The organism is Mesorhizobium comanense (genome assembly GCF_005503535.1).
Classification (GTDB): domain Bacteria; phylum Pseudomonadota; class Alphaproteobacteria; order Rhizobiales; family Rhizobiaceae; genus Mesorhizobium; species Mesorhizobium comanense.
Map to the genome: position 1 here is coordinate 150063 of NZ_SCNN01000014.1, position 24194 is coordinate 174256.

Annotated in this window: 24 protein-coding genes and 1 tRNA gene; 18 read left to right on the forward strand and 7 right to left on the reverse strand. The window is 66.2% G+C overall.

Annotated features, from left to right (window positions below):
* Nucleotides 1-12 precede the first annotated feature (12 nt).
* Genes cobN through FFS37_RS23075 form a run of 5 tightly spaced genes read left to right on the forward strand, consistent with a single transcriptional unit; the run spans nt 13 to nt 7145 of the window.
* Nucleotides 13-3483, forward strand: a complete 3471-nt coding sequence (gene cobN, locus FFS37_RS23055; RefSeq protein WP_137933261.1) for a cobaltochelatase subunit CobN — start codon at nt 13-15, stop codon at nt 3481-3483.
* Nucleotides 3480-4991, forward strand: coding sequence for a precorrin-3B synthase (gene cobG, locus FFS37_RS23060; protein ID WP_137933262.1), 1512 nt, complete (start codon nt 3480-3482; stop codon nt 4989-4991). Before cobN ends, cobG begins: the two co-directional genes overlap by 4 nt.
* A gap of 2 nt (nt 4992-4993) precedes the next feature.
* On the forward strand, nt 4994-5626 hold the full coding sequence (locus FFS37_RS23065) for a precorrin-8X methylmutase (protein WP_137933263.1): 633 nt from the start codon (nt 4994-4996) through the stop codon (nt 5624-5626).
* Entirely contained in the window at nt 5623-6384 is a 762-nt protein-coding gene (locus tag FFS37_RS23070; RefSeq protein ID WP_137933264.1) for a precorrin-2 C(20)-methyltransferase, read from the forward strand. The genes FFS37_RS23065 and FFS37_RS23070 overlap by 4 nt, the downstream gene beginning before the upstream one ends.
* The gene (locus tag FFS37_RS23075) at nt 6381-7145 is read left to right on the forward strand and encodes a precorrin-3B C(17)-methyltransferase (RefSeq protein ID WP_137933265.1); all 765 of its coding nucleotides are present in this window, start codon (nt 6381-6383) and stop codon (nt 7143-7145) included. The genes FFS37_RS23070 and FFS37_RS23075 overlap by 4 nt, the downstream gene beginning before the upstream one ends.
* Here FFS37_RS23075 and FFS37_RS23080 read toward each other — a convergent pair.
* Entirely contained in the window at nt 7109-7870 is a 762-nt protein-coding gene (locus FFS37_RS23080) for a cobalt-precorrin-6A reductase (protein ID WP_137933266.1), read from the reverse strand. The genes FFS37_RS23075 and FFS37_RS23080 overlap by 37 nt on opposite strands.
* 1 nt (nt 7871) lies before the next feature.
* Between FFS37_RS23080 and cbiE the strand changes: the two genes are divergently transcribed.
* The 8 genes from cbiE (at nt 7872) to FFS37_RS23120 (ending at nt 14560) form a co-directional block, all read left to right on the forward strand.
* A complete protein-coding gene (cbiE, locus tag FFS37_RS23085; protein ID WP_137933267.1) occupies nt 7872-9116 on the forward strand; it encodes a precorrin-6y C5,15-methyltransferase (decarboxylating) subunit CbiE in 1245 nt (414 codons plus the stop codon).
* The gene (locus tag FFS37_RS23090) at nt 9113-9493 is read left to right on the forward strand and encodes a cobalamin biosynthesis protein (RefSeq protein WP_137933268.1); all 381 of its coding nucleotides are present in this window, start codon (nt 9113-9115) and stop codon (nt 9491-9493) included. Before cbiE ends, FFS37_RS23090 begins: the two co-directional genes overlap by 4 nt.
* Entirely contained in the window at nt 9490-10254 is a 765-nt protein-coding gene (gene cobM, locus FFS37_RS23095) for a precorrin-4 C(11)-methyltransferase (RefSeq protein WP_137933269.1), read from the forward strand. Before FFS37_RS23090 ends, cobM begins: the two co-directional genes overlap by 4 nt.
* Entirely contained in the window at nt 10251-11069 is an 819-nt protein-coding gene (gene cobA, locus FFS37_RS23100; protein WP_137933270.1) for a uroporphyrinogen-III C-methyltransferase, read from the forward strand. The genes cobM and cobA overlap by 4 nt, the downstream gene beginning before the upstream one ends.
* Nucleotides 11066-12379 (forward strand): cobyrinate a,c-diamide synthase, encoded by a 1314-nt coding sequence (locus FFS37_RS23105; RefSeq protein ID WP_137933271.1) that lies wholly within the window; start codon nt 11066-11068, stop codon nt 12377-12379. The genes cobA and FFS37_RS23105 overlap by 4 nt, the downstream gene beginning before the upstream one ends.
* Before the next feature lie 3 nt (nt 12380-12382).
* Nucleotides 12383-13159, forward strand: a complete 777-nt coding sequence (gene cobS, locus FFS37_RS23110) for an adenosylcobinamide-GDP ribazoletransferase (protein WP_137933272.1) — start codon at nt 12383-12385, stop codon at nt 13157-13159.
* A 38-nt stretch (nt 13160-13197) separates the two neighbouring features.
* Nucleotides 13198-14208 carry a nicotinate-nucleotide--dimethylbenzimidazole phosphoribosyltransferase gene (gene cobT, locus FFS37_RS23115; RefSeq protein ID WP_137933273.1) on the forward strand — a complete coding sequence of 337 codons (1011 nt, stop codon included), beginning with the start codon at nt 13198-13200 and terminating at the stop codon, nt 14206-14208.
* Between the two features lie 94 nt (nt 14209-14302).
* On the forward strand, nt 14303-14560 hold the full coding sequence (locus FFS37_RS23120) for a hypothetical protein (protein ID WP_137933274.1): 258 nt from the start codon (nt 14303-14305) through the stop codon (nt 14558-14560).
* A gap of 116 nt (nt 14561-14676) precedes the next feature.
* On the opposite strand, the gene FFS37_RS23125 is transcribed toward FFS37_RS23120, so the two are convergent.
* Together FFS37_RS23125 and FFS37_RS23130 are read right to left on the reverse strand one after the other, a co-directional pair.
* Nucleotides 14677-14752: transfer RNA gene (locus tag FFS37_RS23125), tRNA-Lys, on the reverse strand.
* A gap of 129 nt (nt 14753-14881) precedes the next feature.
* A complete protein-coding gene (locus FFS37_RS23130) occupies nt 14882-15787 on the reverse strand; it encodes a PhzF family phenazine biosynthesis protein (protein ID WP_137933275.1) in 906 nt (301 codons plus the stop codon).
* 129 nt (nt 15788-15916) lie between these two features.
* Between FFS37_RS23130 and FFS37_RS23135 the strand changes: the two genes are divergently transcribed.
* Genes FFS37_RS23135 through FFS37_RS23145 form a run of 3 tightly spaced genes read left to right on the forward strand, consistent with a single transcriptional unit; the run spans nt 15917 to nt 19141 of the window.
* Nucleotides 15917-17209, forward strand: coding sequence for an efflux RND transporter periplasmic adaptor subunit (locus tag FFS37_RS23135; RefSeq protein WP_137933276.1), 1293 nt, complete (start codon nt 15917-15919; stop codon nt 17207-17209).
* Between the two features lie 4 nt (nt 17210-17213).
* Nucleotides 17214-17927 carry an ABC transporter ATP-binding protein gene (locus FFS37_RS23140; RefSeq protein WP_137933277.1) on the forward strand — a complete coding sequence of 238 codons (714 nt, stop codon included), beginning with the start codon at nt 17214-17216 and terminating at the stop codon, nt 17925-17927.
* Complete coding sequence (locus FFS37_RS23145) at nt 17924-19141, forward strand: ABC transporter permease (protein WP_137933278.1); 1218 nt, start codon at nt 17924-17926, stop codon at nt 19139-19141. The genes FFS37_RS23140 and FFS37_RS23145 overlap by 4 nt, the downstream gene beginning before the upstream one ends.
* 54 nt (nt 19142-19195) lie before the next feature.
* Here the strand turns inward: FFS37_RS23145 and FFS37_RS23150 are convergent, their stop codons facing one another.
* From FFS37_RS23150 to FFS37_RS23160, 3 genes are all read right to left on the reverse strand, one after another.
* Nucleotides 19196-20119 (reverse strand): DMT family transporter, encoded by a 924-nt coding sequence (locus FFS37_RS23150; protein ID WP_137933279.1) that lies wholly within the window; start codon nt 20117-20119, stop codon nt 19196-19198.
* 124 nt (nt 20120-20243) lie between these two features.
* Nucleotides 20244-20972, reverse strand: coding sequence for a hypothetical protein (locus FFS37_RS23155; RefSeq protein ID WP_137933280.1), 729 nt, complete (start codon nt 20970-20972; stop codon nt 20244-20246).
* Between the two features lie 5 nt (nt 20973-20977).
* A complete protein-coding gene (locus tag FFS37_RS23160) occupies nt 20978-22090 on the reverse strand; it encodes an endonuclease/exonuclease/phosphatase family protein (protein ID WP_137933281.1) in 1113 nt (370 codons plus the stop codon).
* Between the two features lie 188 nt (nt 22091-22278).
* On the opposite strand from FFS37_RS23160, the gene FFS37_RS23165 reads away from it, so the two are divergent.
* A complete protein-coding gene (locus tag FFS37_RS23165; RefSeq protein ID WP_137933282.1) occupies nt 22279-22842 on the forward strand; it encodes a BA14K family protein in 564 nt (187 codons plus the stop codon).
* Between the two features lie 76 nt (nt 22843-22918).
* The gene (locus tag FFS37_RS23170; RefSeq protein WP_137933283.1) at nt 22919-23104 is read left to right on the forward strand and encodes a hypothetical protein; all 186 of its coding nucleotides are present in this window, start codon (nt 22919-22921) and stop codon (nt 23102-23104) included.
* Nucleotides 23105-23169: 65 nt separating this feature from the next.
* Here FFS37_RS23170 and ilvC read toward each other — a convergent pair whose 3' ends face one another.
* A complete protein-coding gene (gene ilvC / locus FFS37_RS23175; RefSeq protein ID WP_137933284.1) occupies nt 23170-24189 on the reverse strand; it encodes a ketol-acid reductoisomerase in 1020 nt (339 codons plus the stop codon).
* Between the last annotated feature and the right edge of the window lie 5 nt (nt 24190-24194).

Consider the following 24194-nt stretch of genomic DNA (forward strand, 5'->3'; position numbering starts at 1 on the left):
ACACGGGCCTCGATGCATATCCTCACCACGACCTCCGCATCGCTCGACGATCTCGCCGAGCCGGTCGATCTGCGGCAGAAGCCGGCGGACATCGTGGCGCTGTCCTTCACCGACAGCGATCTTGCCGGACTGGCCACGGCCTGGAAGGCCGATGCCGGCCGGCTGCCCTCGATGCGGCTGGCGGCATTGCGCGACCTGCGCCATCCCATGTCCGTCGACCTCTGGGTCGACAGCGTCGCCCGCCACGCCAGGATCGTCCTGGTGCGCATCCTCGGCGGCTACGACTGGTGGCGCTATGGCTGCGACCAGCTTGCCTCGGTCGCGCGCGAGCGCGGCATAAAGCTGGCACTGCTGCCCGGCGAATGCCGCGACGAGGATTTGAGATTGATCGAGGCCTCGACGCTGCCACGCGACGAACTCGATGGCCTGCTAGACTATTTTCGCGAGGGCGGCCCGGCCAATATGAGTGCGCTGGTGCGCAGGCTGGCGCGGCTCGCGGGCCAGGATGCAGATGTCGCCGAACCGGTCGAGGTACCCAAGGCCGGCTACTACGAGCCGAGGAGTGGCGTCGTCCCCCTCCCCCTCGAGGGGAGGGTCCGGCCGCAGGCCGGAGGTGGGGTCCTCTCCGAAGCGCGCCGGCTCAAAGAAACGTCGCTCCCGGTCGCACCGACCCCACCCGGCCCTTCGGGCCACCCTCCCCTCGAGGGGGAGGGAAAGGTCGTGCCGATCCTCTTCTATCGCTCGATGCTGCTCGCCGCCGATATCGCGCCGGTCGATGCGCTCTTTGAGGCGCTCACCCAACGCGGCCTCAGCCCGGTCCCCATCTTCGTCTCCAGCCTGAAGGACCCGGCGTCACTCTCTTTCGTGGAAACCGCCCTCGCCACGCTGAAACCTGCGGCGATCATCACCGCGACCGCCTTCGCCTCCGGGGCGGAGCCTGGCGCGGAAACCCTGTTCGACCGCGCCGGCGTGCCCGTTTTCCAGGTCATCGTCGCCACCACCCGCCGCGATATCTGGGAGAACAACCAGCGCGGGCTGGCGCCTGCCGACCTCGCGATGCATGTCGTGCTGCCCGAACTCGATGGCCGCATCCTTGCCGGCGCCATCTCCTTCAAAGGCGAGAGCGACATCGACCCTGCGCTGGGTCATCGCGCGTTCTCCAACCAGCCGGAGCCGGATCGCGTAGTGCAGGTGGCGGATCGCGTGGCTGCGTTCATCCGCATGCAGGAAACGCCCCGCGCCGAGCGCAAGCTCGCCATCCTGATCCCCGATTATCCCAGCGCCCCCGGCCGCACCGGCTATGCGGTCGGCCTCGACGTGCCGTCCAGCGTGCTCGCCATGCTGCATGACCTGAAGGAACAGGGCTATGTGGTTGAGGGGATTCCGCAAACGTCGCGCGGTTTGTTGGATGCGTTGGAGCGCGGCGGTGATGAGCTGGAGTTGGAGGAGTATCTCGATTTCTCGAAGGAATTGCCTGCTGCAGCGATCGCCTCCGTCGAAGCCGCTTGGGGAAAGGCCGAAGAGACAGCTCTGCGCGAGGCGCCCCCCTCTGCAAGCTTCCCCTTCCGCGCCGCGATCTTCGGCAACGTCACCGTGGCACTCGCCCCCGATCGTGGCCGTTCTGCCGACCGCCGCGCCGACTACCACGACCCGACGCTGCCCCCGCGACACGCCCTGCTCGCCTTCGGCCTGTGGCTACGCAAATCGCTCGGCGTCCATGCCCTCGTCCATGTCGGCGCGCACGGCACACTGGAATGGCTGCCGGGCAAGACGGTCGCGCTCTCGCAAACCTGCTTTCCCGAGATCGTCACCGGTTCCTTGCCCGTCATCTATCCCTTCATCGTCTCCAATCCCGGCGAGGCGGCGCAGGCCAAGCGGCGCATTGCCGCCGTCACCCTTGGTCATCTGCCACCGCCGCTGACCGGCGCCGGACTGGACGAAGACCAGCACAAACTCGAGCGTCTGGTCGACGAATACGCCCAGGCGGATGGCCTCGACCGCCGCCGCCGCGACCGGCTGGCGAAACTGATCGTCGACACCGCGCAGAAGACCGGGCTGGCCGCCGAAGCCGGTGTCGCCAGGACCGATGCGCCGGACGAAGCGCTGCGCCGCATCGATGCCTGGCTCTGCGACCTCAAGGATTTCGCGATCAAGGACGGCCTGCATGTCTATGGCCGCGCCTCCGACCACGAAACCGATCCCACGCGCCGGCAGAGCGCCGACGCAGAGAAGGCCGCGCTGCTCGCCGCCCTCGATGGCCGGCACGTCAAGGCCGGCCCCTCCGGCGCCCCGGCGCGCGGCCGTTCCGACGTCCTGCCGACCGGCCGAAACCTGTTCACGTCGGATCCGCGCACCATGCCGACGCCGACCGCCTATGATCTGGGCAAGGCGGCGGCCGAGGAAGTGGTGCGCGCCTACATGCAATCGCACGGCGACTGGCCGCGTTCGCTGGTCATCGACCTCTGGGGCTCGGCTTCGCTGCGCACCGGCGGCGAGGAGATCGCGCAGGGCCTGGCGCTGATGGGCTGCCGGCCGCAATGGGATGCCGCCACCGGCCGCGTCACCGGCATCGAGGTGCTGCCGCCGGCGACGCTCGGCCGCCCGCGTGTCGACGTCACCTGGCGTATTTCGGGCCTGTTCCGCGACATGTTCCCGACCCAGATCGCGTTGATCGATGCCGCCGCCAATGCCGTTGCGGAGCGTGACGAGGACGATATGGAAAACCCGCTCGCGACCAGGACGCGCGCCGAAGGCAAGGTCAGCCCGCGCATCTTCGGCACCTCGCCGGGCACTTATGGAGCCGGCGTGGAGGATATTCTGTCCAGCGGCGACTGGGGCGCGCGCGAGGAGATTGGCCGCGCCTATCTCGACGCCACCTCACACGCCTATGGCGGCGCCGGTGGCGAAGGCATTGCAGCGCCCGGCGCTTTCGAGGGGCGCCTGGCCGAAGCCGATCTTCTCGTCCACACCGGCGACGACCCCGGCCGCGACATTCTCGAGGGCTCCGCCGATGTCGCCTTCATCGGCGGCTTCACGGCCGCGCTTGCCGCGCTGGGACGGAATGCCGACGTCATCGTGCTCGACACGACGGACCCGCAAAGACCCAAGCCGCGTTCGGTCGGCGAGGCCGTTTCGCGCGTGGTGCGGGCTCGCGCCGTCAATGCCCGGTTCATTTCAGGCCAGATGCGCCACGGCCCGCGCGGCGCGTCCGAGTTCGCCGAAACGGTCGACCGCCTGGTCGGCTTCGCCGAAACAACGCATGCAATCCCCGGCGCGCTGATCGAAGCCGTCCACGATGCCTATCTCGGCGACGAGCAGGTCCGCGCCTTCATCCTGCGCGAAAACCCTGCTGCCGCCAAAGTCATCGCCGAACGCTTTCTGTCGGCGCGACGGCGCGGGCTCTGGCATCCCCTGCGCAATTCGATCGACGACGATCTCACCGCGCTGATCGCCGAGGCCGAAGCGCTCGGAGTGGCGGCATGAACGCCTTCTCGCGTCGCGGCGCCTGCCCGGCCCTGTCGGCGCCGATGCAGACCGGTGACGGGCTGCTCGTGCGGCTCAATCCGGTCTCCGGAGGTTTGTCGCCCAGGCTGTTGATCGGAATCGCGCAATCCGCCCTTCGGCATGGCAACGGCATCATGGAGGTCACCGCGCGCGGCAGCCTGCAGATACGCGGGCTGACGGCGGAAAGTGCCTTGCTGCTGGCGACGGAGGTCGATGCGCTGGGCATTGCGGTGCGCACGGGTGTACCGATCGAGACCGGACCGCTGGCGGGTATCGACCCACAGGAGATCGCCGATCCCCGACCACTGGCAGAGCGGATCAGAGCCGCGATTGAAGAGGTGGGGCTGGCGGCAAGGCTGGGGCCGAAGGTGTCGGTGATTGTCGAGGGCGGCGGGCAACTTACATTGGATGCGGTGACGGCAGATGTGCGGCTGAAGGCGGTGCGAGCCAGCAACGGCATCGCCTGGAGCGTATCGGTTGCCGGCGACGGGCGGACAGCGCGGCCTCTCGCCACGGTCGGAGACCACGCAGCTACAGACATCGCCGTCGCGGCCCTCCGGATGGTTGCGGAAAAGGGTCGTGATGCGCACGCGCGGGATCTGTCGGAGAGGCAGTTCGGGTCTCTCGCAGGCTGGCATTCTGTGGCGCCCCCCTCTGTCCTGCCGGACATCTCCCCCACTAGGGGGGAGATTGGCAACTCAGCCGACGGCGCGCCGCCTGCAAAGCCCGAAATGCGCTCAGCCCTTTCGGCGTTGGAGATTAGCGAAGGCCGAGATGAGAACTCGATCTCCCCCCTAGTGGGGGAGATGTCCGGCAGGACAGAGGGGGGCGCCACAGAGCGCGTTCAGCCGCCGATTGGCGCCTTCGACTTGAATACCGACGCAGCCCTCGGCATTGCCTTCCCCTACGGCAGCATGCCGGCCGACAAAATCATCAACCTGGCGCAAAGCGCCCTCGCCCTCGGTACCAGCGAGATTCGCCTCGCCCCGGGCCGCGCTCTGCTTTTCCTCGGCCAGCCGGCCGCCGCTACGCAGCCGCTGCAACACACCGCATCCACCCTCGGCTTCATCACCATCCCCACCGATCCCCGCACGCGCATCGCCGCTTGCCCAGGTACCCCGGCCTGCGCTTCCGGCCGCATCGCCACGCGCGACATCGCCGAGGCGGTTGCGGCCGAAAATGCCGGCATTCTGGACTTCACCCTGCATATTTCCGGTTGCGCCAAGGGCTGCGCGCATCCCGGCGCGGCGGCGCTGACAATAGTCGGCGGCGAAAATGGAGCCGGACTTGTCGTGAACGCGACGGCAAAGGCCCTTCCTGCCGGCTACAGGCCGGGCTATGACGCCGCGCGCGGCATCGGTCGCGTCGCAGCGGCGATCCGCAGCGCACGATATCAAGGCGAGACCGCAGCTCACTGCCTGACAAGGCTCGGGCCGGCGGCCATCGCCGAGGCTTATCGACAGGCCCAAACTGAAAAACGGAAATGAGCATGGCCGCCTACGACTACATCCATGACGGCAACGCGATCTACGAGCGCTCCTTCGCCATCATCCGCGCCGAGGCAGACCTCGCCCGCTTCTCGGAAGCCGAAGCCGATGTCGCGATCCGCATGATCCATGCTTGCGGTCAGGTGGAGGCGGCCAGCCGCTTCGTCTTCTCGCCCGATTTCGTTGTCGCCGCACGCGCGGCGCTCGCAGCCGGCGCCCCGATCTTCTGTGATGCGGAAATGGTCTCGCACGGTGTCACGCGCGCGCGCCTGCCGGCGGGCAACGAGGTGATCTGTACGCTGCGCGACCCGCGCACCCACGACATCGCCAGGGAGATCGGCAACACCCGCTCGGCCGCAGCGATCGACCTGTGGGGCGAGCGCATGGCCGGCTCGGTCGTGGCCATCGGCAACGCGCCGACGGCGCTGTTCTACCTCTTGGAAAAACTGCGCGACGGCGCGCCAAAGCCGGCCGCCATCATCGGCATGCCGGTCGGCTTCGTCGGTGCCGCCGAATCCAAGGATGCGCTGGCCGAGAATTCCTATGGCGTGCCCTATGCAATCGTGCGCGGCAGGTTGGGCGGCAGTGCCATGACCGCCGCCGCGCTCAATTCGCTGGCGAGGCCGGGCCTGTGAACGCACCTTTGGCAAAAGGCCGTCTTGTCGGCGTCGGCACCGGTCCCGGCGACCCCGAACTGTTGACGCTGAAGGCAGCGCGGGCCTTGGCCGAGGCCGATGTCGTCGCCTATTTCGCCAAGCGCGGCAACAACAGCAATGCCCGCGCCATCGTCGAGGCGCGCTTCCGCCCCGACATGCTGGAACTGCCGCTGCTCTATCCCGTGACCACCGAGATCGACAAGGATCACGACGACTACCGCTCGCAGATCACCGGCTTCTACGAAGAGTCGGCCGAAAGGGTCGCCGAACACCTCGATGCCGGCCGGACGGTCGCCGTGCTGTCGGAAGGCGATCCGCTGTTCTACGGCTCCTACATGCATCTCCATGTGCGGCTTGCCCATCGTTTCCCGACCGAGGTCATCCCCGGCGTCACCGCCATGTCCGGCTGCTGGTCGCAGACCGGCGTGCCGATCGTCCAGGGCGACGACGTGCTGACCGTGCTGCCGGGCACGATGAGCGAATTCGAACTGACCCGGCGGCTGGCCGACACCGACGCGGCCGTCATCATGAAGGTCGGTCGCAACCTGCCCAAGATCAGGCGGGCGCTGGAAGCGACCGGCAAGCTGACACGCGCGGTCTATGTCGAGCGCGGCACGATGGCGGGCAGTGTCTCGATGCGGCTGGCCGAGAAGCCGGACGACAAGGCGCCCTATTTCGCCATCGTCCTGGTCGCCGGCTGGTCCGGCCGCCCCGGCATGTCGGGGGCAGAGGCATGAGCGGCCGTCTCACCGTCATCGGCCTCGGCCCCGGTAATGCCGACCAGGTCACGCCGCAGGCCAGCCACGCCGTCGCGGAAGCAAAGTTCTTCTACGGCTACAAGCCCTATCTCGACCGGCTCGAACTGCGCCCGGACCAGACCCGCGTCGCCTCCGACAACCGCGAGGAACTGGCCCGCTCGAAGGATGCCTTGATCAAGGCCGCCGAGGGTCATGCCGTCGCGGTGGTTTCCGGCGGCGATCCCGGCGTTTTCGCCATGGCCGCCGCCGTCTGCGAGGCGATCGAGGCCGGCCCGGCCGAATGGCGCGCGGTCGATGTCGCCGTCGTGCCTGGTGTCACCGCGATGCTGGCCGTCGCCGCCCGCATCGGCGCACCGCTGGGCCACGATTTCTGCGCCATTTCGCTCTCCGACAATCTGAAACCCTGGGAGTTGATCGAGTTGCGCCTGCTGGCGGCGGCCGGCGCCGGCTTCGTCATCGCGCTCTACAATCCGATCAGCAAGGCCCGCCCCTGGCAGCTTGGCCGCGCCTTCGAATGCCTCACCGCGATCCTGCCGGGCACCACGCCGGTCATCTTCGGCCGCGCTGCCGGCCGGCCCGACGAGCGCATCGAGGTTTTCCTGCTGGCCGATGTCGACGCGAACAAGGCCGACATGTCGACCTGCATCATCATCGGGTCACCGGAAACCCGCATCATCAAGCGCGGCGACAAGCCGGCGCTGGTCTACACGCCGCGTTCGGCGTCGGGTTCCAAGAAATGAACCACCGTCGCGGCCAGGGCGTCCACGGTTTCAGCCGAAGGCACCTCCGGCAGGTCGGGCCTGCGCACCATGACCACGTCGAGGCCAAGCGATCGAGCCGCCGCGATCTTGCCGTAGGTCGCGGTGCCGCCACTGTTCTTGGACACCACCACCTCGATCCGCTGCTCGATCAGCAACGTGCGCTCGTCGGCCTCGCGAAACGGCCCGCGTGCCAGCAGATACTCGGCGTCGGGTACGGCGAGCTTCGGCTCGACCGGATCGACGCTGCGGATGAGATAGTGGTGCTGGGGCGCGGCCTCGAAGGCGGCGACCTCCTGCCGGCCCAGTGCGAGGAAGACGCGGCGCGGCGACGAACCCAGCGCAGGCACGGCATCGGTGACGCTATCGACCTCAGTCCAGCGGTCGCCTTGCATGGGCACCCAGCCCGGACGGCGCAGAGCGAAGATTGGAACGCCTGTCGCTCGCGCCGCTTGCGCCGCATTGGCGGAGATTCGCGCGGCATAGGGATGCGTGGCGTCGATCAGCAGCCTGGTGCTGGTCTCCCTGAGATAGGCGGCCAGACCTTCGGCGCCGCCAAAGCCGCCGCTGCGCACCGGCACGCCCTGCGCAACCGGGCTTTCGGTGCGACCAGCCAGCGACAGCGTGACCGAAGCGCGCACCGCCAGCTTGCCAGCCAACTGCCGGGCTTCCGTGGTTCCGCCGAGAATCAGAATGCGGTGGGACATCATGCCTGCTGAGGGTTCGGGTGCCGCCAAACTTGCCCGGGAAAAATGGCTGACCGTCATCGGTATCGGCGAGGACGGTCTAGCGGGTCTCGGCGACGAGGCCAAGCGGCTGATCGCCGACGCGGAAATCATCTTCGGCGGCAAACGGCATCTGGCTCTGGTCGCTTCCTTCGCCAAGGGCAAGCCGCATCCCTGGCCGATTCCTTTCGACGCCGGGATGTCCGAAATCCTGGCGCTCGCGGGCAAAAACGTCTGTGTGCTTGCGTCAGGAGACCCCTTCTTCCACGGGGTCGGCGTCACGCTCGCCCGCAAGGTCGCGCCGGACGAGATGCACGTCATCCCTTCGCCGTCCGCCGTTTCGTTGGCCGCGGCGCGGCTTGGCTGGGCGCTGCAGGACATCGAGACCATCTCGCTGCATGGCCGCCCGATCGACCTGATCCGCCCGATCCTCCAACCGAATGGCCGCATCCTGGCGCTGACCTCCGACGCCGAAGCGCCCGCCGCCATCGCCCGCCTGCTCGAAGAGCTCGATTTCGGCGCATCGCGGCTGACGGTGCTGGAAGCCCTGGGCGGCACGAACGAAAGCCTGCGCACCGTGCGCGCCGACGCATTCACGCTTGAAAACGTCAATCCGCTCAATGTGCTGGCGATCGAGGTTGATTCAAATCCGCAGGCCCGCATCCTGCCATTGACGTCGGGACGCGCCGATCATCTGTTCGAACATGACGGCCAGATCACCAAGCACGATATCCGCGCTGTTACGCTCTCGGCGCTTGCGCCGAAGCGCGGCGAACTGCTTTGGGACATCGGCGCCGGCTCCGGCTCGATCGGCATAGAGTGGATGCTTGCTCACCCTTCGCTGCGCGCCATCGCCATCGAAGCCGACCCGAACCGCGCCGCCCGGATCGGCCGCAACGCGGCCGCCTGCGGCGTGCCGGGGCTGGTCGTGGTCGAGGGCAGCGCGCCCAAGGCTTTGGCCGGGTTGGAGACGCCCGAGGCGATCTTCGTCGGCGGTGGCGGCAGTGACGCCGGCGTCCTGAAGGCGGCCATCAAGGCGCTGCGCCCGGGCGGCCGCCTGGTCGCCAATGCGGTGACACTGGAGATGGAAAGCCTGCTTCTCGCCCAGCATGTGAAACTCGGTGGCGATCTGACCCGCATCGCCATATCGCGCGTCGCCCCTGTCGGTTCGATGCAAGCCTGGCGGCCAGCCATGCCGGTCACCCAGTGGAACTGGGTCAAGCCATGATGGTCGCGGGCATCGGCAGCCGAAAGGGCGTGAGCGTGGAAGACGTGCTTGCCGCGATAGAAACCGCGCTCGAAGCGCATGGCCTGGCAATGCCGGCGCTTTCGGCGCTGGCCACGGCCGCGCTCAAGAAGGACGAGGCGGCGATTGCCGCCGCCGGTCGGACGCTGAACCTCCCCGTCATCATTGTCGATGATGCAGCGCTTCGTACGGTCGAGACACTCAGCAAATCCGCCCTTTCGCTGGACGTGGCGGTGACGCCGTCGGTTTCCGAGGCATCCGCCTTGGCCGCCGCCGGCAAGGGCGCGAGACTGCTCGGCCCGCGCACCGTTCTCGGCCCGGTCACCTGTGCCATCGCCATCAGCGGAGACGCGCCATGACCGTCCATTTCATCGGCGCGGGTCCCGGCGCCGCCGATCTCATCACGCTGCGCGGCGCGAGACTGCTGGCAAGCTGCCCGGTGTGCCTGCATGCCGGCTCCATCGTCGCGCCCGAATTGCTTCAGCACTGTGCCCCCGGCACGAGACTGATCGACACGGCGCCGATGTCGCTGGACGAGATCGAGGCGGCCTATCTGGACGCCCACAAGGCCGGCCACGACGTTGCCCGCCTGCATTCCGGCGACCTTTCGGTCTGGAGCGCCGTCGCGGAACAGATCCGGCGGCTGGAAAAGCACGGCATCCCTTACACGCTGACGCCAGGCGTGCCCTCTTTCGCCGCCGCCGCGGCCGCGCTTCGCCGCGAACTGACGATCCCGGAAGTCGCGCAGAGCCTGGTGCTGACCCGCGTTTCCGGCCGCGCATCGAAAATGCCGCCGGGCGAAACATTGGCCGGCTTCGGCCGCACCGGCGCGACGCTGGCCATCCATCTTGCCATCCACGCCATCGACCGCGTCGTCGCAGAACTCACGCCGCACTATGGCGGCGATTGCCCCGTCGCCATCGTCTTCCGCGCGTCGTGGCCGGACGAGCGCGTGCTGACGGGAACGCTGGAGACGATCGAAGCACGGCTTGCCGCCGATCCCATGGAGCGCACGGCACTCATCTTCGTCGGCCGCTCTCTGGCGGCGGAAGGGTTTGGCGAGAGTTCATTGTACGACGCCCACTATCAGCGGCGTTTTCGCGGACGGGACGGATTGTGAGCGGCAGCAGCAGAAACAAAGGCGAAAACGCCACGCTCGAACAAGCCCTATCCCGGCTGAATTTCAAGCCGCGTCCGCTTGAAGCAGGCCATGTCTGGCTGGCCGGCGCCGGTCCGGGCGACCCGGGCTGCCTCACACTGGAAGTGCTGGCCGCGTTGGCGCAAGCGGATGCGCTGGTCTACGACGCGCTGGTCTCGCCCGACGTCGTCGCGGTGGCGGCGAATGCCGAGCTGTTCTACGCCGGCAAGCGCGGCGGCCAGCCGTCGATGAAGCAGGACGACATCACCGCCCTGCTGGTGAAGCTGGCGCGCGAAGGCCGCCGCGTCGTCAGGCTGAAGGGCGGCGATCCCTATATTTTCGGCCGCGGCGGCGAAGAAGCCTTGGCGTTGGCGCGGGAGAACATTCCGTTCCGCGTGCTGCCCGGGCTGACATCTGGTCTCAGCGCCCTGGCCGCCACCGGCATTCCAGCCACCATGCGCGGCATCAACAAGGCGATCATCCTGGCGACCGGCCATGCCGCCGGCACCGACGACGACATCGACTGGGCGGCGATTGCCCGCACCGGCCAGCCCGTCGTCGTCTATATGGGCATGGCCAACCTGCCGCTGATAGCTGCCGCGCTGCTCGACGGCGGACTGGCCCCGTCGACGCCGGCCGCCGTGATCGTCGCCGCGACAACGCCTCGGGAGCAAACCGTCGTGGCCACGCTCGCCACCATCGCTGAGGTGGCCGCGGCGGCGGGCCTGGCCTCGCCGGCGCTGATCGTCGTCGGCGGCATCGTCGCCATGCGCGCGGCATTGGCGGGTGAACCATGAGCGCCCGCGCCATCATCATCGGCGCGCCACGCTCCGGCTCGGGCAAGACCAGCGTCACCATCGGCATCCTGCGCGCGCTCGCCCGGCGCGGCCTGAAGGTGCGCGGCGCCAAATCCGGCCCCGACTACATCGATCCGGGCTTTCACACCGCCGCCACGGGGCTTTCCGGCGTAAATCTCGACAGCTGGGCGATGCCGCCCTCGCTGCTCAACGCGTTGGCGGCTCAAGCGGCCGACGACACGGATTTCGTCATCCTCGAAAGCGCCATGGGTCTGTTCGACGGCATTCCGGCCGCGCCGGGGCGCACAGGCTCGGCGGCCGACCTAGCCCGGCTCTACGGTCTGCCGGTGCTGCTGGTGCTGGACGTTTCCGGCCAGTCGACCACGGCGGCGGCCGTCGCCAAGGGCTTTGCCACCTACGATCCGGATGTTCGCATGGCCGGCGTTGTGCTGAACCGCCTGGGCAGCGAGCGTCATCGCCGCCTGTCGGGCGATGCCATCGAGGCGATCGGCCTGCCTGTCGTCGGCGCCATCCTGCGCGACCCCACGCTCAATTTACCGGAACGCCATCTCGGCCTTGTCCAGGCCGGCGAGTATGATGACCTGATGGCGCATCTCGACAGGCTGGCCGACATGGCGGAAAAATCGCTGGACCTCGACGCGGTCATGGCATTGGCAACGCCGCTGCACCCGACTGAAGGTGACTTCGCCGACGCCCTGCCGCCTCCGGGTCAACGCATAGCGCTGGCGCAGGATGCCGCCTTCACCTTCCTCTATCCGCATGTCGCCGCCTGCTGGCGCAAGACGGGCGCCGAGATCGTGCCGTTCTCGCCGCTCGCCGACGAAGCGCCCGGCCAGGACTGCGATGTCTGCTGGTTGCCGGGCGGCTATCCCGAACTCCATGCCGGCAAGCTTGGAGCGGCCGCGCATTTCCGTGGCGGAATGGCGAGATTTGCGGCGACAAAACCGATCCATGGCGAGTGCGGCGGCTTCATGGTGCTCGGCGAAGCGCTGGAAGACGCAGAGGGCGAGACGCACGCAATGCTCGGCCTGCTCGGCCATTCCACCAGTTTCGCCAGGCGCAAGATGAATCTGGGCTACCGCGAAGCGCGGTTGCGTGCCGATTGCGCCCTGGGCGCGCAAGGCGCGTTGATCCGTGGCCACGAATTCCACTATGCGCAGATGACGGCCACCGGCAATGACGAACCCCTTGCCGACCTCGCCGACGGCCAGGGCAACCCGATCGGGGCGTCCGGTTTCCGCCGTGGCCATGTCAGCGGCACCTTCTTCCACGCCATTGCGAGGGGCTAGCGCATGAAGCTGCCGAACTTGACGCTTTCGCCCCGGCAAATCCTCGACGACATCGCGCTGTCCCTGGTCTTCTTCACCAGGCTTCCCTTGCCCGCCTTCGATTTTCGCGGCCGCGCGCTTGCAGCCGCGATCTGGGCCGCACCCATCGCCGGGCTTGTCGTCGGCCTGATCGGCGCGATCGTCTTTGCCACGGCGGAACGGTTCGGCCTCGCCATGGGACCGTCCGCCGCCCTCGCCCTTGTAGCGACCGTGCTCACCACCGGCTGCCTGCACGAGGACGGGCTGTCCGATGTCGCCGACGGTTTCGGCGGCGGCAAGTCGCGCGGGCGCAAGCTGGAGATCATGCGCGACAGCCGCATCGGCGCCTATGGCGCGATGGCGCTCGGCCTGTCGCTGCTGATCCGCTGGAGCGCGCTTTCGCAACTGGTCGACCCCACCCAGGCCCTCTTCGCCCTCGTTGCCGCGCACGCGGCTTCGCGGGGGCTGCTGGGCGCCTTCATGCATATCCTGCCAGCGGCCCGCTCCGACGGCTTGTCAGCTGGCGCCGGACCCGTTTCCCTCGAAACGGCCATTGCCGGCGCCGTGCTTGGTTCGATCCCGCTGCTCCTGCTTGGTCCGGGCGGCGCGATCGCGGCGCTCGTCCTGCTTGGCCTGCTGTTCGCCGCCTTTCATGCGCTTTGCCTCAACCAGATTGGCGGCCAGACCGGTGACACGGTCGGCGCCTTGCAGCAGGTGAGCGAAATCGCGGTGCTTCTCGTCGCCACGGTAGCCCTCTCCTGATTCCCCTGCCCTGATTCTCTTTTGGAGACCTTGCCCCCATGTCCTTCAAATCACTCGATGAACTGCGCACCGCCTGTCTCGATCTGCCTTCCGGCAGCGATACGGCGGCCAAGGCGGTGGCCAGCCGCCAGAATACGCTAACCAAGCCGCAAGGCAGCCTCGGCCGGCTCGAGACGATCGCCGCGTGGCTGGCGCGTTGGCAGGGCCGGGACATGCCCAGACTCGACCGGGTGAAGGTGTTCGTCTTCGCCGGCAACCATGGCGTCACCGCGCAGGGCGTGTCGGCCTTTCCATCCGAGGTCACCGTCCAGATGGTGGCGAACTTCGCTGGGGGCGGCGCCGCCATCAACCAGCTCGCCCGGATCGCAGGCGCCGACCTAGCTGTGATCCCGCTCGACCTCGATCACCCCACGGGCGACTTCACCCAGACAGAGGCCATGGATGACAAGGCGTTCCTCGCCGCCGTTTCCGCCGGCTACGACGCGGTGACCAAAGACCTCGACCTGATCTGCTTCGGTGAAATGGGTATCGGCAACACCACTCCGGCCGCGGCCATCTCTGCGGCGCTGTTCGGCGGCGGTGCAGAAAAGTGGACCGGCCGTGGCACCGGCGTCGACGATGCCGGCCTGAAACGCAAGGTGGTCGCCATCGAAGCCGGCCTCAAGCGTCACGCAAGCGCCCTCGCCGACCCGCTTGGCGTTGCCGCATCACTTGGCGGCCGCGAACTCGCCGCCATCCTTGGTGCAACGCTTGCCGCCCGCCACTTGGGCATACCCGTGCTGCTCGACGGCTTCGTCTGCACCGCCGCCGCAGCACCCCTGGCAAGGCTGCATCCGACAGGCCTTGCCCACACCATCGCAGCCCATGTCTCGGCCGAGTCAGGCCATCGCGGCCTGCTCGAAGCGCTCGGCCTGCCGCCACTCCTCGATCTCGGCATGCGCCTTGGCGAAGGCTCCGGCGCCTGCCTCGCCGTCAACATCGTGCGCTCGGCGCTGGAGTGCCATGCTGGGATGGCGAGCTTTGCCGAGGCCGGCGTGTCGGAGAAGTAACCAAAGACTTTTCCGGTTGGCCTGGCCAAGCCACTCTCGTCACAGGCGGGAGTGGCATCTTTCGGTTGTGGCGATTCTCGAATAGATCTGACGGATGAGAAAACTTCATCCCGCTGCCGCTGCTGTTTCTATTGGCGTTGCACTTGCCATTGTGCTTCGGCGGACTGGATACTCCAGCTACGGTCCGATCGACACCGCGATTTTCGTTGTTTTCCTGGTTTTCTTCTGGTGGCTCGTCAGCGATTTTTCGGGCGGCAAAGGCGAAACTGACACCAATGAGGCTGCAAGCGTTGAAAAGAACATTGCTTTTCGGTTCGGCCGATTCCTAAGCCGTCTTTTCGTTCGCAAATAGATAGCCATGGGCGCGAAATTGCGTTGCCGGGCTGAACAACCGCAGCCAGGCAGCTGGCACGAGAGCGTCAAACGCGCCTCGTTTTCAGGTCATTTCCACCAACTCTTCTAGGAATTTGGTGGGTGCGCACAGGATTGAACTGTGGACCCGCTGATTAAGAGTCAGCTGCTCTACCAACTGAGCTACGCACCCACTCGGCCGGCAAAAACCGGCGTTGGCGGGCATATAGCCGCCGATTCCGGTCCTGTCCAGCCCTGCCGGAATCATTTCCCGACAAATCGCACGCAAGGCGTCTTTATCCCCGGCGAGGCCCTCGGCGCGTCAGACGAAAAGCCTGCCTTCCGCCACCTTGACCGCGTTGCCGCCAATGCGAGCGGAAGCCAGTTTTCCGCCCTCGACATTGAGTTCGAGGCGAATGCGTGACGGCCGGCCCATCTCCAGCCCCTGCTCTATCCACAGCTGCGAAACCCCGTCGGTCGGCGCGTCGAAGTGCATGATGGCGCCGGCAAAGGCGGCGGCCGCCGAACCCGTCGCCGGGTCCTCGTAGGAGGGCGTGCCCGGAACGATCATGCGTACGTGGAAGGCGCTTTCGTGGTTCACCGTCTCGCGGCAGTAGACATAGGGGCTGGCGAAGGCCCATTCGCTCTTGCGCGGCGCCAGTTCCGACCAGGCCTGGTTGTCGAGCCTGATACGGCCCGCCGCCTCCAGATTGGCGACCGGAATGGTCACATAGGGCACGCCGGCCGACCAGAACGAGACGCGGTGATTCTCAAAGCCGATCTCATGCGGCGCCAGGCCAAGGGCAGCGCCTATCGCCTTGGGATCGGCCGCAAGCTCAAGTGGCTCGGGCAGTTTGGCGAGGTCGAACTCGGCGAAGGTGGCGCCGTCGTGCCTGCTGACGGCGCAGCGCACCGGCCCGATGTTTTCTTCGAGCACGAAAATGCCGGCCGCGCCGTCCCCGGCAAGTTCCGCCAGCGCGATCGCCGAGCCCACCGTCGGGTGGCCGGCGAACGGCATTTCATAGTCGGGCGTGAAGATACGGATGCGGGCGCGATGCTTGGGGTTGTCCGGCGGCAGCACGAAGACCGATTCCGACAGGTTGAATTCACGCGCGATGGCCTGCATCGCAGCGGTATCAAGGCCGCCCCCGTCCAGCACCACGGCCAACGGATTGCCAGCCAGCCTGTCGGTCGTAAACACATCGTAAAGCAAGTAATCGCGTTTCATCGAGAGAACCTTCCGCATTGATCCGAATTTCTGCCTCAATCCCAACATGAGCGAAATTTAATTTGATATTCGAACCGTTAGCACTGATCTGTGACCCATAGGGACATAGTGCGCTTCAGGGGGTCCGGCGTGGACCAGATTGTCAATCTGCCAAAGACGGAATCGGATTCCGCCATCGAGACGGCGTTGGGTCTCGACCAGACCGGCCAGCGCAGGACACGCCGCCGCGGCTGGCTCTACGCGCTGCTGTCGTTGATCGTTCTGGTCGCGGCACTCGCCTTCTATCAGTGGTATGCCGGCACACCGGCCAGGGTCGACTACACCACGGTTCCCGCTGCCAAGGCCGACCTCACCGTGCAGGTATCGGCGACAGGCACGCTGCAGCCGCTCACCCAGGTCGACATATCGAGCCAGCTCTCCGGCATCATACGCTCGGTCGCGGTCAACGAAAACCAGCAGGTGAAGAAGGGCGACGTGCTGGCCGCGCTCGATACCGCCAAACTGCAGGTGCAGATCGAACGCGCCGAGGCCTCGGCCAAGGCGGCCGCCGCCAATGTCGAGGACGCCACCGTGACGCTGGCGGAGAACGAGAGCGCGCTGGTGCGCGCGGCGGCGCTCACCAAACGCGGCATGGCGACCGACCAGTCGCTGGAGGCCGCGACCGCGACGCGCGACCGCTCCAAGGCAGCGCTCGACAGTGCACAGGCCAATCTCGCCATCGCCAATGCTGACTTGAAATCGCAGCAGACCGATCTCGCCAACTCGACCATCTACGCCCCCATCGACGGCATCGTGCTGACCCGTTCGGTCGATCCTGGCCAGACGGTCGCCTCCTCGCTGCAGGCGCCCGTGCTGTTCGTCATCGCCGCCGACTTGCGGAACATGGAACTGGTGGCGGCGGTCGACGAGGCCGATATCGGCGCGGTCAAGCCAGGCCAGCACGCCCGTTTCACCGTCGACGCCTTTCCTGACCGGCCATTCGATGCCGAGATCCGCGACATTTCCTATGCTTCCGTCACCACGGACGGCGTGGTCACTTACAATGCGCGGCTCGAAGTCGACAACAACGAGCTGCTGCTGCGGCCGGGCATGACCGCCACCGTTTCGGTGGTGACGAGGGAAGCCAAGGCAGTGCTGACAGTGCCCTCCGGGGCTTTCCGTTATCGACCCCAGGCGCCTGCAGCCCGCGCGTGGAGCTTCAGCGATCTGTTCACCGGCCGCATGGGCCGTCCTGGCGGCAACCGCCAGCGCCAGGCGGCAACCGCTCCCACGGACGGCTCGCGCACGCTCTATGTGCTGGAGAACGGTCGCCCGCGTCCGGCCAGCGTCAAGGTCGGCTCGACCGATGGCGAACTGACCGAGATCACCTCCGGGCTGGAGGAAGGCGCGCAGGTCATCACCGCTTCCCAGCAGCGGAACTGAGGCCATGGCAGCCGGCGCGCCTCTCATCACCTTTGACAAGGTCTGGAAGAGCTACGGCCAGGGCGAGGCCAAGGTGCACGCTCTGGCCGGCGTCGACCTCGCCATCCGGCGCGGCGAATTCGTCGCCATCATGGGGCCGTCCGGATCAGGCAAATCAACGGCGATGAACATCATCGGCTGCCTCGACACGCCGACCGCCGGGACCTATTCCTTCATGGGCGTCGATGCCGGCCGGCTCGACCGCAACCGTCGCGCCATGCTGCGCAACCTCTATGTCGGCTTTGTCTTCCAGGGCTATAATCTCCTGGCCCGCACCACGGCGGCGGAGAATGTCGAACTGCCGCTGATCTATCGCGGCGTTGCCAGCCGCGAGCGCCGCGACCTTGCCATGCAGGCGCTCGCCCAGGTCGGCCTCGTCGGCCGCGAGCACCACACGCCGGCCGAACTGTCAGGCGGCCAGCAACAGCGCGTAGCGATCGCGCGCGCCATCGTCACAAGGCCGACGCTGCTCGTCGCCGACGAGCCGACCGGCAACCTCGACACCGCACGCACGCACGAGATCATGGAACTGCTGACGCGCCTCAACAGGGAGCTCGGCCTGACCATCACCATGGTCACCCATGAGGCCGACGTCGCCGAGTATGCGGAACGCACCATCCGTTTCCTGGACGGTCACGTCGCCTCCGATTCCACGAAGCTGGAGGTGGCGCAACCATGATCTGGGAAACCGTGCGCCTTTCCTTGCGCTCCATCCGCCGCAACGTGCTGCGCTCCTTCCTGACGCTGCTCGGCATCGTCATCGGCGTGGCCGCCGTCATCGCCATGCTCACCATCGGCTCCGGCACCACGCAGAAGGTCAAGGCCGACATCGCCAAGCTCGGCAGCAACTTGCTCGTTGTGCGAGCCGGGCGTCCGGCCGGTCCCGGCGGCCCGGGTGGGCTCGACCAGGCGGTGCGGCCGCTGGCCGAAAAGGATCTTGCGGCACTGGTCGCGCATCTGAGCGGTGCGCGCGCCATCTCGCCGGCTTCGCAGAAGCAGGTGCGCGTCATCTTCGGCACCGAAAGCCTGACCTCCGGCGTCACCGGTACTGACAGCGCCTATCTCGACGCGCGCGACTGGAAGCTTGCGTCCGGCCGCCCGTTCAGCGATTCCGAGACCCGTTCGGGCACCGGCGTGTGCCTGATCGGCGAGACGGTGCGCCAGCAGTTCTTCGGCGCCGGCGATCCCGAGGGCGAAACCATCCGCGTCAACCGCACCTCCTGCAAGATCATCGGCCTGCTCGAGCCCAAGGGCTATACCGGCTTCGGCCAGGACCAGGACAATGTGGTGCTGATGCCCTTGCACGCTTATCAGCGCCGCATCGCCGGCAATCGCGACATCGACAACATCTACATCGCCGCCGACGACCGCACCCCGACCAGCGAACTGCAGCCGCGCGTCGAGGACATTCTGCGCGATGCGCGTCGCGTGACGCCCGACCGGGAGAGCGATTTCGCCATCCGCGACATGACCCAGATCGCCGACGCCATGGCCAGTGCCACCACCACCATGACCGGCATGCTGGGCGCGGTCGCCGGCGTCAGCCTGTTGGTCGGCGGCATCGGCATCATGAACATCATGCTGGTCTCGGTCACCGAGCGCACCCGCGAGATCGGCATCAGGCTCGCCATCGGCGCGCATGAAAAGCACATCCTCATCCAGTTTCTCGTCGAGGCGACGGTGCTGTCGCTGCTCGGCGGCATCATCGGCATCCTGATCGGCCTTTCGCTTGCCGGTCTCGCCTCGGTGACGCTGACCATACCTTTCGCGCCGAGCCCTGCCGTCATCCTGCTCGCGGTCGGCTTTTCCGCGCTGATCGGCATGGTGTTCGGCTTCTTCCCGGCCCTGCGCGGTGCGCGCCTCGACCCGATCGATGCCTTGCGGCACGAATAGAGTGCGCTGCCATTCCCGGCGGAGCGCAGGGCGCGAACTTCGGCGCGACAGCGATCAGGGCTTTTGCGGCGCCCCAGTCGTCAACGACGAAAAGGAAAAGAACCGCCATCCGAGGTTCACGGCGAGTCCCGCCAGCAGGATCAGCACCAGGCCGACAGCCTGCATGAGCGTTATCGAACGGCCGAACACGAGAAAATCCGACAACAGGGCGGCAACCGGATTGAGGAATGCGCCCGCCGCGATGACGGCGATGGGAAGCTGGGGATAGGAGGAATAGAGCAGTATGTAGACGATGCCGGTATGGATGACGCCGAGGCCGACGAGCCACAGCCACATGGTGTTCTCGCCTCCCTGAAGTGCCGGCACACTGACGAACGGCGCGAAAACGATGACGCCGATGAGGCAATGAACGGCGCTGAGCACGCTCGGCCTGACGGATTTCACGGCCCGGGTCGTCAAGGTCGTTGCCGCGTAGAACAGGGAGGCGACAAGTGCCAGGCCGACCCCGATCAGCCAGTTGTGATCCGCCCGCATCATGCCAAGCTTCGGAATGATCGTGAGAACCAGGCCAAGGAATGCGACGCAAATCCATCCCAGCCTGTCCCGCGATAGCCCTTCTCCAAGAAGAAACGCCCCGGCCAGCACGATCCAGAACGGTTGCAGATGATAGATGATGGTCGCAAAGCCGATCGAAGTCAGTTTGAAAGCCTCAAACAGCGCAAGCCAGTTCACCACCAGGCAGACCCCGCTTGCCAGGACCAGCGGCCACAGCCTCCTGTCGGTGATCAGCAGGCTCCGCCATCCTTCCCGCAGCGATGTCCATCCGATCAGGGCGATGGCACCGAACAGACAACGGAAGAAGACGACGTTGAATGTAGGCTGGCCGGACTGGATGGAGAAAAGCCCCACCGTGCCGGACACGGCCATTCCGGCGGAAAGCATGATTGTGGCGCGCGTCAGCCCCGGTTTGGCTTCCATTCTTTTCCATCCGCTTGCCGCGATATGCCGGCAACACGCTTCGGATCGCAGGGATTCGGGAAGAGCCACCCGCAAAAATATCTCTCGACCAGCGACCTCGTGCGGGCAGCGTCGCCCGATCGGTTCAGGCTCTGTCCTGGCCCTCGTTGGCGAAGTGCCACGCGATCAGCGGCTTCATGTGCAGCGACAGCCCGTCCGGCAGGTCGCTCGCATCGCGGATGATCACCGGACCCTCGATTTCCGGATCCGTCTCGGCGGCGACGAAGGCGCGGATGCGCGAAGCAATGTCATCGGCCGGTTCATCGACATGGTAGCGGCGAAAGATGACGGTGCCGCTCGGGATAGACAGGGCGTGCCAGCGCCGGCCGCGCCTTGCATCCGACAGGTCGAGACCAGTTTCCTCGCGCACTTCGCGGATCATGTTGGAATCGACATCGACCAGCCCGTCGCGGAAGTCGATCGGCTCGAATGAACCGGCGGCAAAATAGACGCTGCCGGCGCCTACCGTGTGGCGCCCCATGCGGATCGCCACCAGCGCATTGTCGCCCGCCACCAGCATGGCGTGGGCGTAGGCGTGCTCGGCGCCGGAGTTCTCGCGCCGCTTACGCCAAAGCATGAAGGTTGAGTAGTTCACCGCATGGCAGCGCCCGACCAGATGCCGGTCGCGCCAGGCAAGCTGTGACAGAAGCACCACCGTTCCGTCGAAAAGCGCGGGATTGGCCGATATCTCCTGCTGCCAGTTGGCGGCGATCGCCTCCGAATTGTCCAGCGCAAAGGGATGCGGGCCAGGGTCGAGCCGCACGTCGATCGCGTCGACGGGCAGGATCACATTGCGCGGCAGGTCGAAGCTCATTGGTATCAGGCCATGTCCAGCGTGATCGCCACCGGGCAATGATCCGAGGCCTTCGGCCGGTCCCATCCGGCACGGGGAAAACGCTCGACCTCCTGCCCCGCCGGAAAGATCGTGCGCCAGGGCTGGCCGTTGCGGATGATGTCGGGAACGGCAGCGGCATTCCTTGCCGCCAGCCCTTTCGACAGCAGGATATAGTCGAGCTGGCACAGATGCCGCTCTCCCGGACCTCGCGTATGATAGAAAGTCCAGCGGTTCATTTCCGGTCGCCGCTCGACAATGTTTTCGCTGAAACCGCCGGCCGTCAGCACATTGATGCAGGACAGGTTCTCGTCGACCACCTCGAAGCGGTAACCGTCGACATCATCGCCGGCTATTTTCACACGCTGGCGGTAATCGTTCATGTCGCCGCAGATCGCCCAGCGCTTGTCGGCTGCATGCTCCTTGCCGAAGCGATCCTCGATGATGCGCCGCACGGCCTGCGCCTCCGCGATGCGTACCGGCATCGTCGCCTCGCGCCCGTCGAGCCCGTTGCGCGGCGGCCCCATCGACTTGAAGTGCACGAGGTAGAGCGTCAGCGGCAGGCCTGCGACCTTGATGTCGACCTCCAGGCAATCGCGCCGGAAGACCCGCTCGTTGGCCTGATTGCCAAGGGCTGCAAGCTCCGGTGTGTGCAGGCCGAACTGCTCGTAGGTCACATAGGCGTGGCTGGTCATGCGCACGAATTCGATCGGCTGGCCCTGCGCGGTCTCGTTGCGCATCATCACGGCCACGTCGATGCCGCGTGAATCATTGCCCGACGTGGTGTATTTCTGGCGATAGCCCTGCCCCACCATCTTGAACAGGTAGCCGTATTCGAAGGCTTTCAGCGCCTCGATGTTGTCGACCTCCTGCATGCAGATGATGTCGGCGCGGGTGGCCGCGATGGCGAGTGCCGTCAGTTGCCGCATGTCGTCGGACTGGGCGATGGCGCGCGCCTGCTCCAGCATCCTGTATTCCGCCTCGCTCTGTATATCGAACAGCGCCAGCGTCCGATCCTCGTTGAGCTGGTTGCGGTATCCGGAAAAATCGAACCTGTTCATCAGGTTCTCGACGTTGAAGGTGGCAAGGCGCAGCGACATGCCATGACCTTTGCCTGCAAGAACGGCGGAAGACAAGATCGCCGGACCACAAGCGGGGATCGTTTGGTCCTGACGGCTTTCCCGCCATGGTTGACGGAACCTTTCCGTTCATCCGCCGTTCAGACGCAAAGATCCACAGTAGGCCCATTCCCAGGGTAGGCGTGGGGCCGTATCTCTTGGAGAGTACAATGCATTCGCTTTTTTCAACCACTATAAAGTCCGGGCTGATAGCGCTCGGCATCGTTTCCGGCATCACCGTTCCGTCCTATGCCGGCCCGATCCTCCAGCCGAACCTGGCAATCCCCGCCAGCACGGCCGCGCCGACGGCAACGCCGGTCCGCGACAGCTGGGCGGGCGGCAATGACCGCCAGCAATTCAACGGCGATAACTTCAGATGGCGCCGGTCGGGCCACTGGAACCGGGGAAATTGGGATCGCGGAAACTGGAATCGCGGCAACTGGAACCGGGGCGACTACCGGCGCTGGGGTCACCGCCATTATCGCGGCGGCTACGACGATGGCGCCGCCGCAGTGCTCGGTCTTGGCCTGGGGCTCGGCCTCGGCGCCATGTACAACAACTATAACAACTACGACTACTATGCCCCGGCGCCGCGCCGCTACTATCGGGCCGGCCGGCTTTCGAACGCCCACGTCCAGTGGTGCTATAACAGGTATAGGTCCTACCGGGCCTACGACAACACGTTCCAGCCCTATAACGGCCCGCGCCAGCAGTGCTATTCGCCCTATAGCTGAGGCACGCTGGTCAAAATCGGAAGAACGGCGTCGCAAATGCGGCGCCGTTCTCATTTGAAGCAACGCGTTCTCGACCGTGGAGCAGCAGTGGAATGGCCGCCAGTTCGTCGTCAACCAGAAGGTGAAGGAAATCCCGTCGGTCGAGCAGGCGCGGCAATGGCACCAGCAACTGGCCGAAATGCACCAGCAACTGACGGCGGAGATGCAAAAGCTGATGGACCTGCTGGACGACGATGGCGAGTCCGGCGGCTCGAGCGCCTGACAGGCAAATGAAAAAGGGGCGGCCAGAGCCGCCCCTTCCCACAATCGGACAAACCGAGCGGCGGCTCAGTTCTTGGTCTTGTCGACCAGCTTGTTCTTCGAGATCCACGGCATCATCGCGCGCAGCTTGGCGCCGACTTCCTCGATCTGGTGGCTGTCGTTGTTGCGGCGGATGCCCTTGAAGCGCGACATGCCGGCGCGGTATTCCTGCATCCATTCCGACGTGAACTTGCCGGTCTGGATGTCCTTCAGCACGCGCTTCATCTCGGCCTTGGTCTCGGCGGTGATGATGCGCGGACCCGAGACATACTCGCCCCATTCGGCGGTGTTCGAGATCGAGTAGTTCATGTTGGCGATGCCGCCTTCATAGATCAGGTCGACGATCAGCTTCACTTCGTGCAGGCACTCGAAATAAGCCATTTCAGGCGCGTAGCCGGCTTCCACCAGCGTCTCGAAGCCGGCACGGATCAGTTCGACCAGACCACCGCACAGGACGACCTGCTCGCCGAACAGGTCGGTTTCGCATTCCTCGCGGAAATTGGTCTCGATGATGCCCGAGCGGCCGCCGCCGACGCCGCAGGCGTAGGAGAGCGCCAGATCGAGCGCATTGCCCGACGCGTCCTGGTTGACGGCGACCAGGCACGGCACGCCGCCGCCTTTCTGGTATTCGCCGCGCACCGTGTGGCCAGGGCCCTTCGGCGCGATCATGACGACATCCACCGTCGACTTCGGCTCGATCAGGCCGAAATGCACGTTGAGGCCGTGCGCGAAGGCGATCGCCGCGCCGTCGCGGATGTTCGGCGCGATCTCGTTCTTGTAGATGTCGGCCTGCAACTCGTCGGGCGTCGCCATCATCATCAGGTCGGCCCATTTGGCGGCCTCGGCCACGCTCATCACCTTGAGACCGTCGGCCTCGACCTTCTTGGCGGTCGCCGAGCCGGCCTTGAGGCCAATGGCGATTTCCTTGGCGCCGGAATCCTTGAGGTTGAGCGCATGCGCCCGGCCCTGGCTGCCATAGCCGATGATGGCGACCTTCTTGCCCTTGATCAGGTTGAGATCGGCATCACGATCGTAATAGACGCGCATTTTTA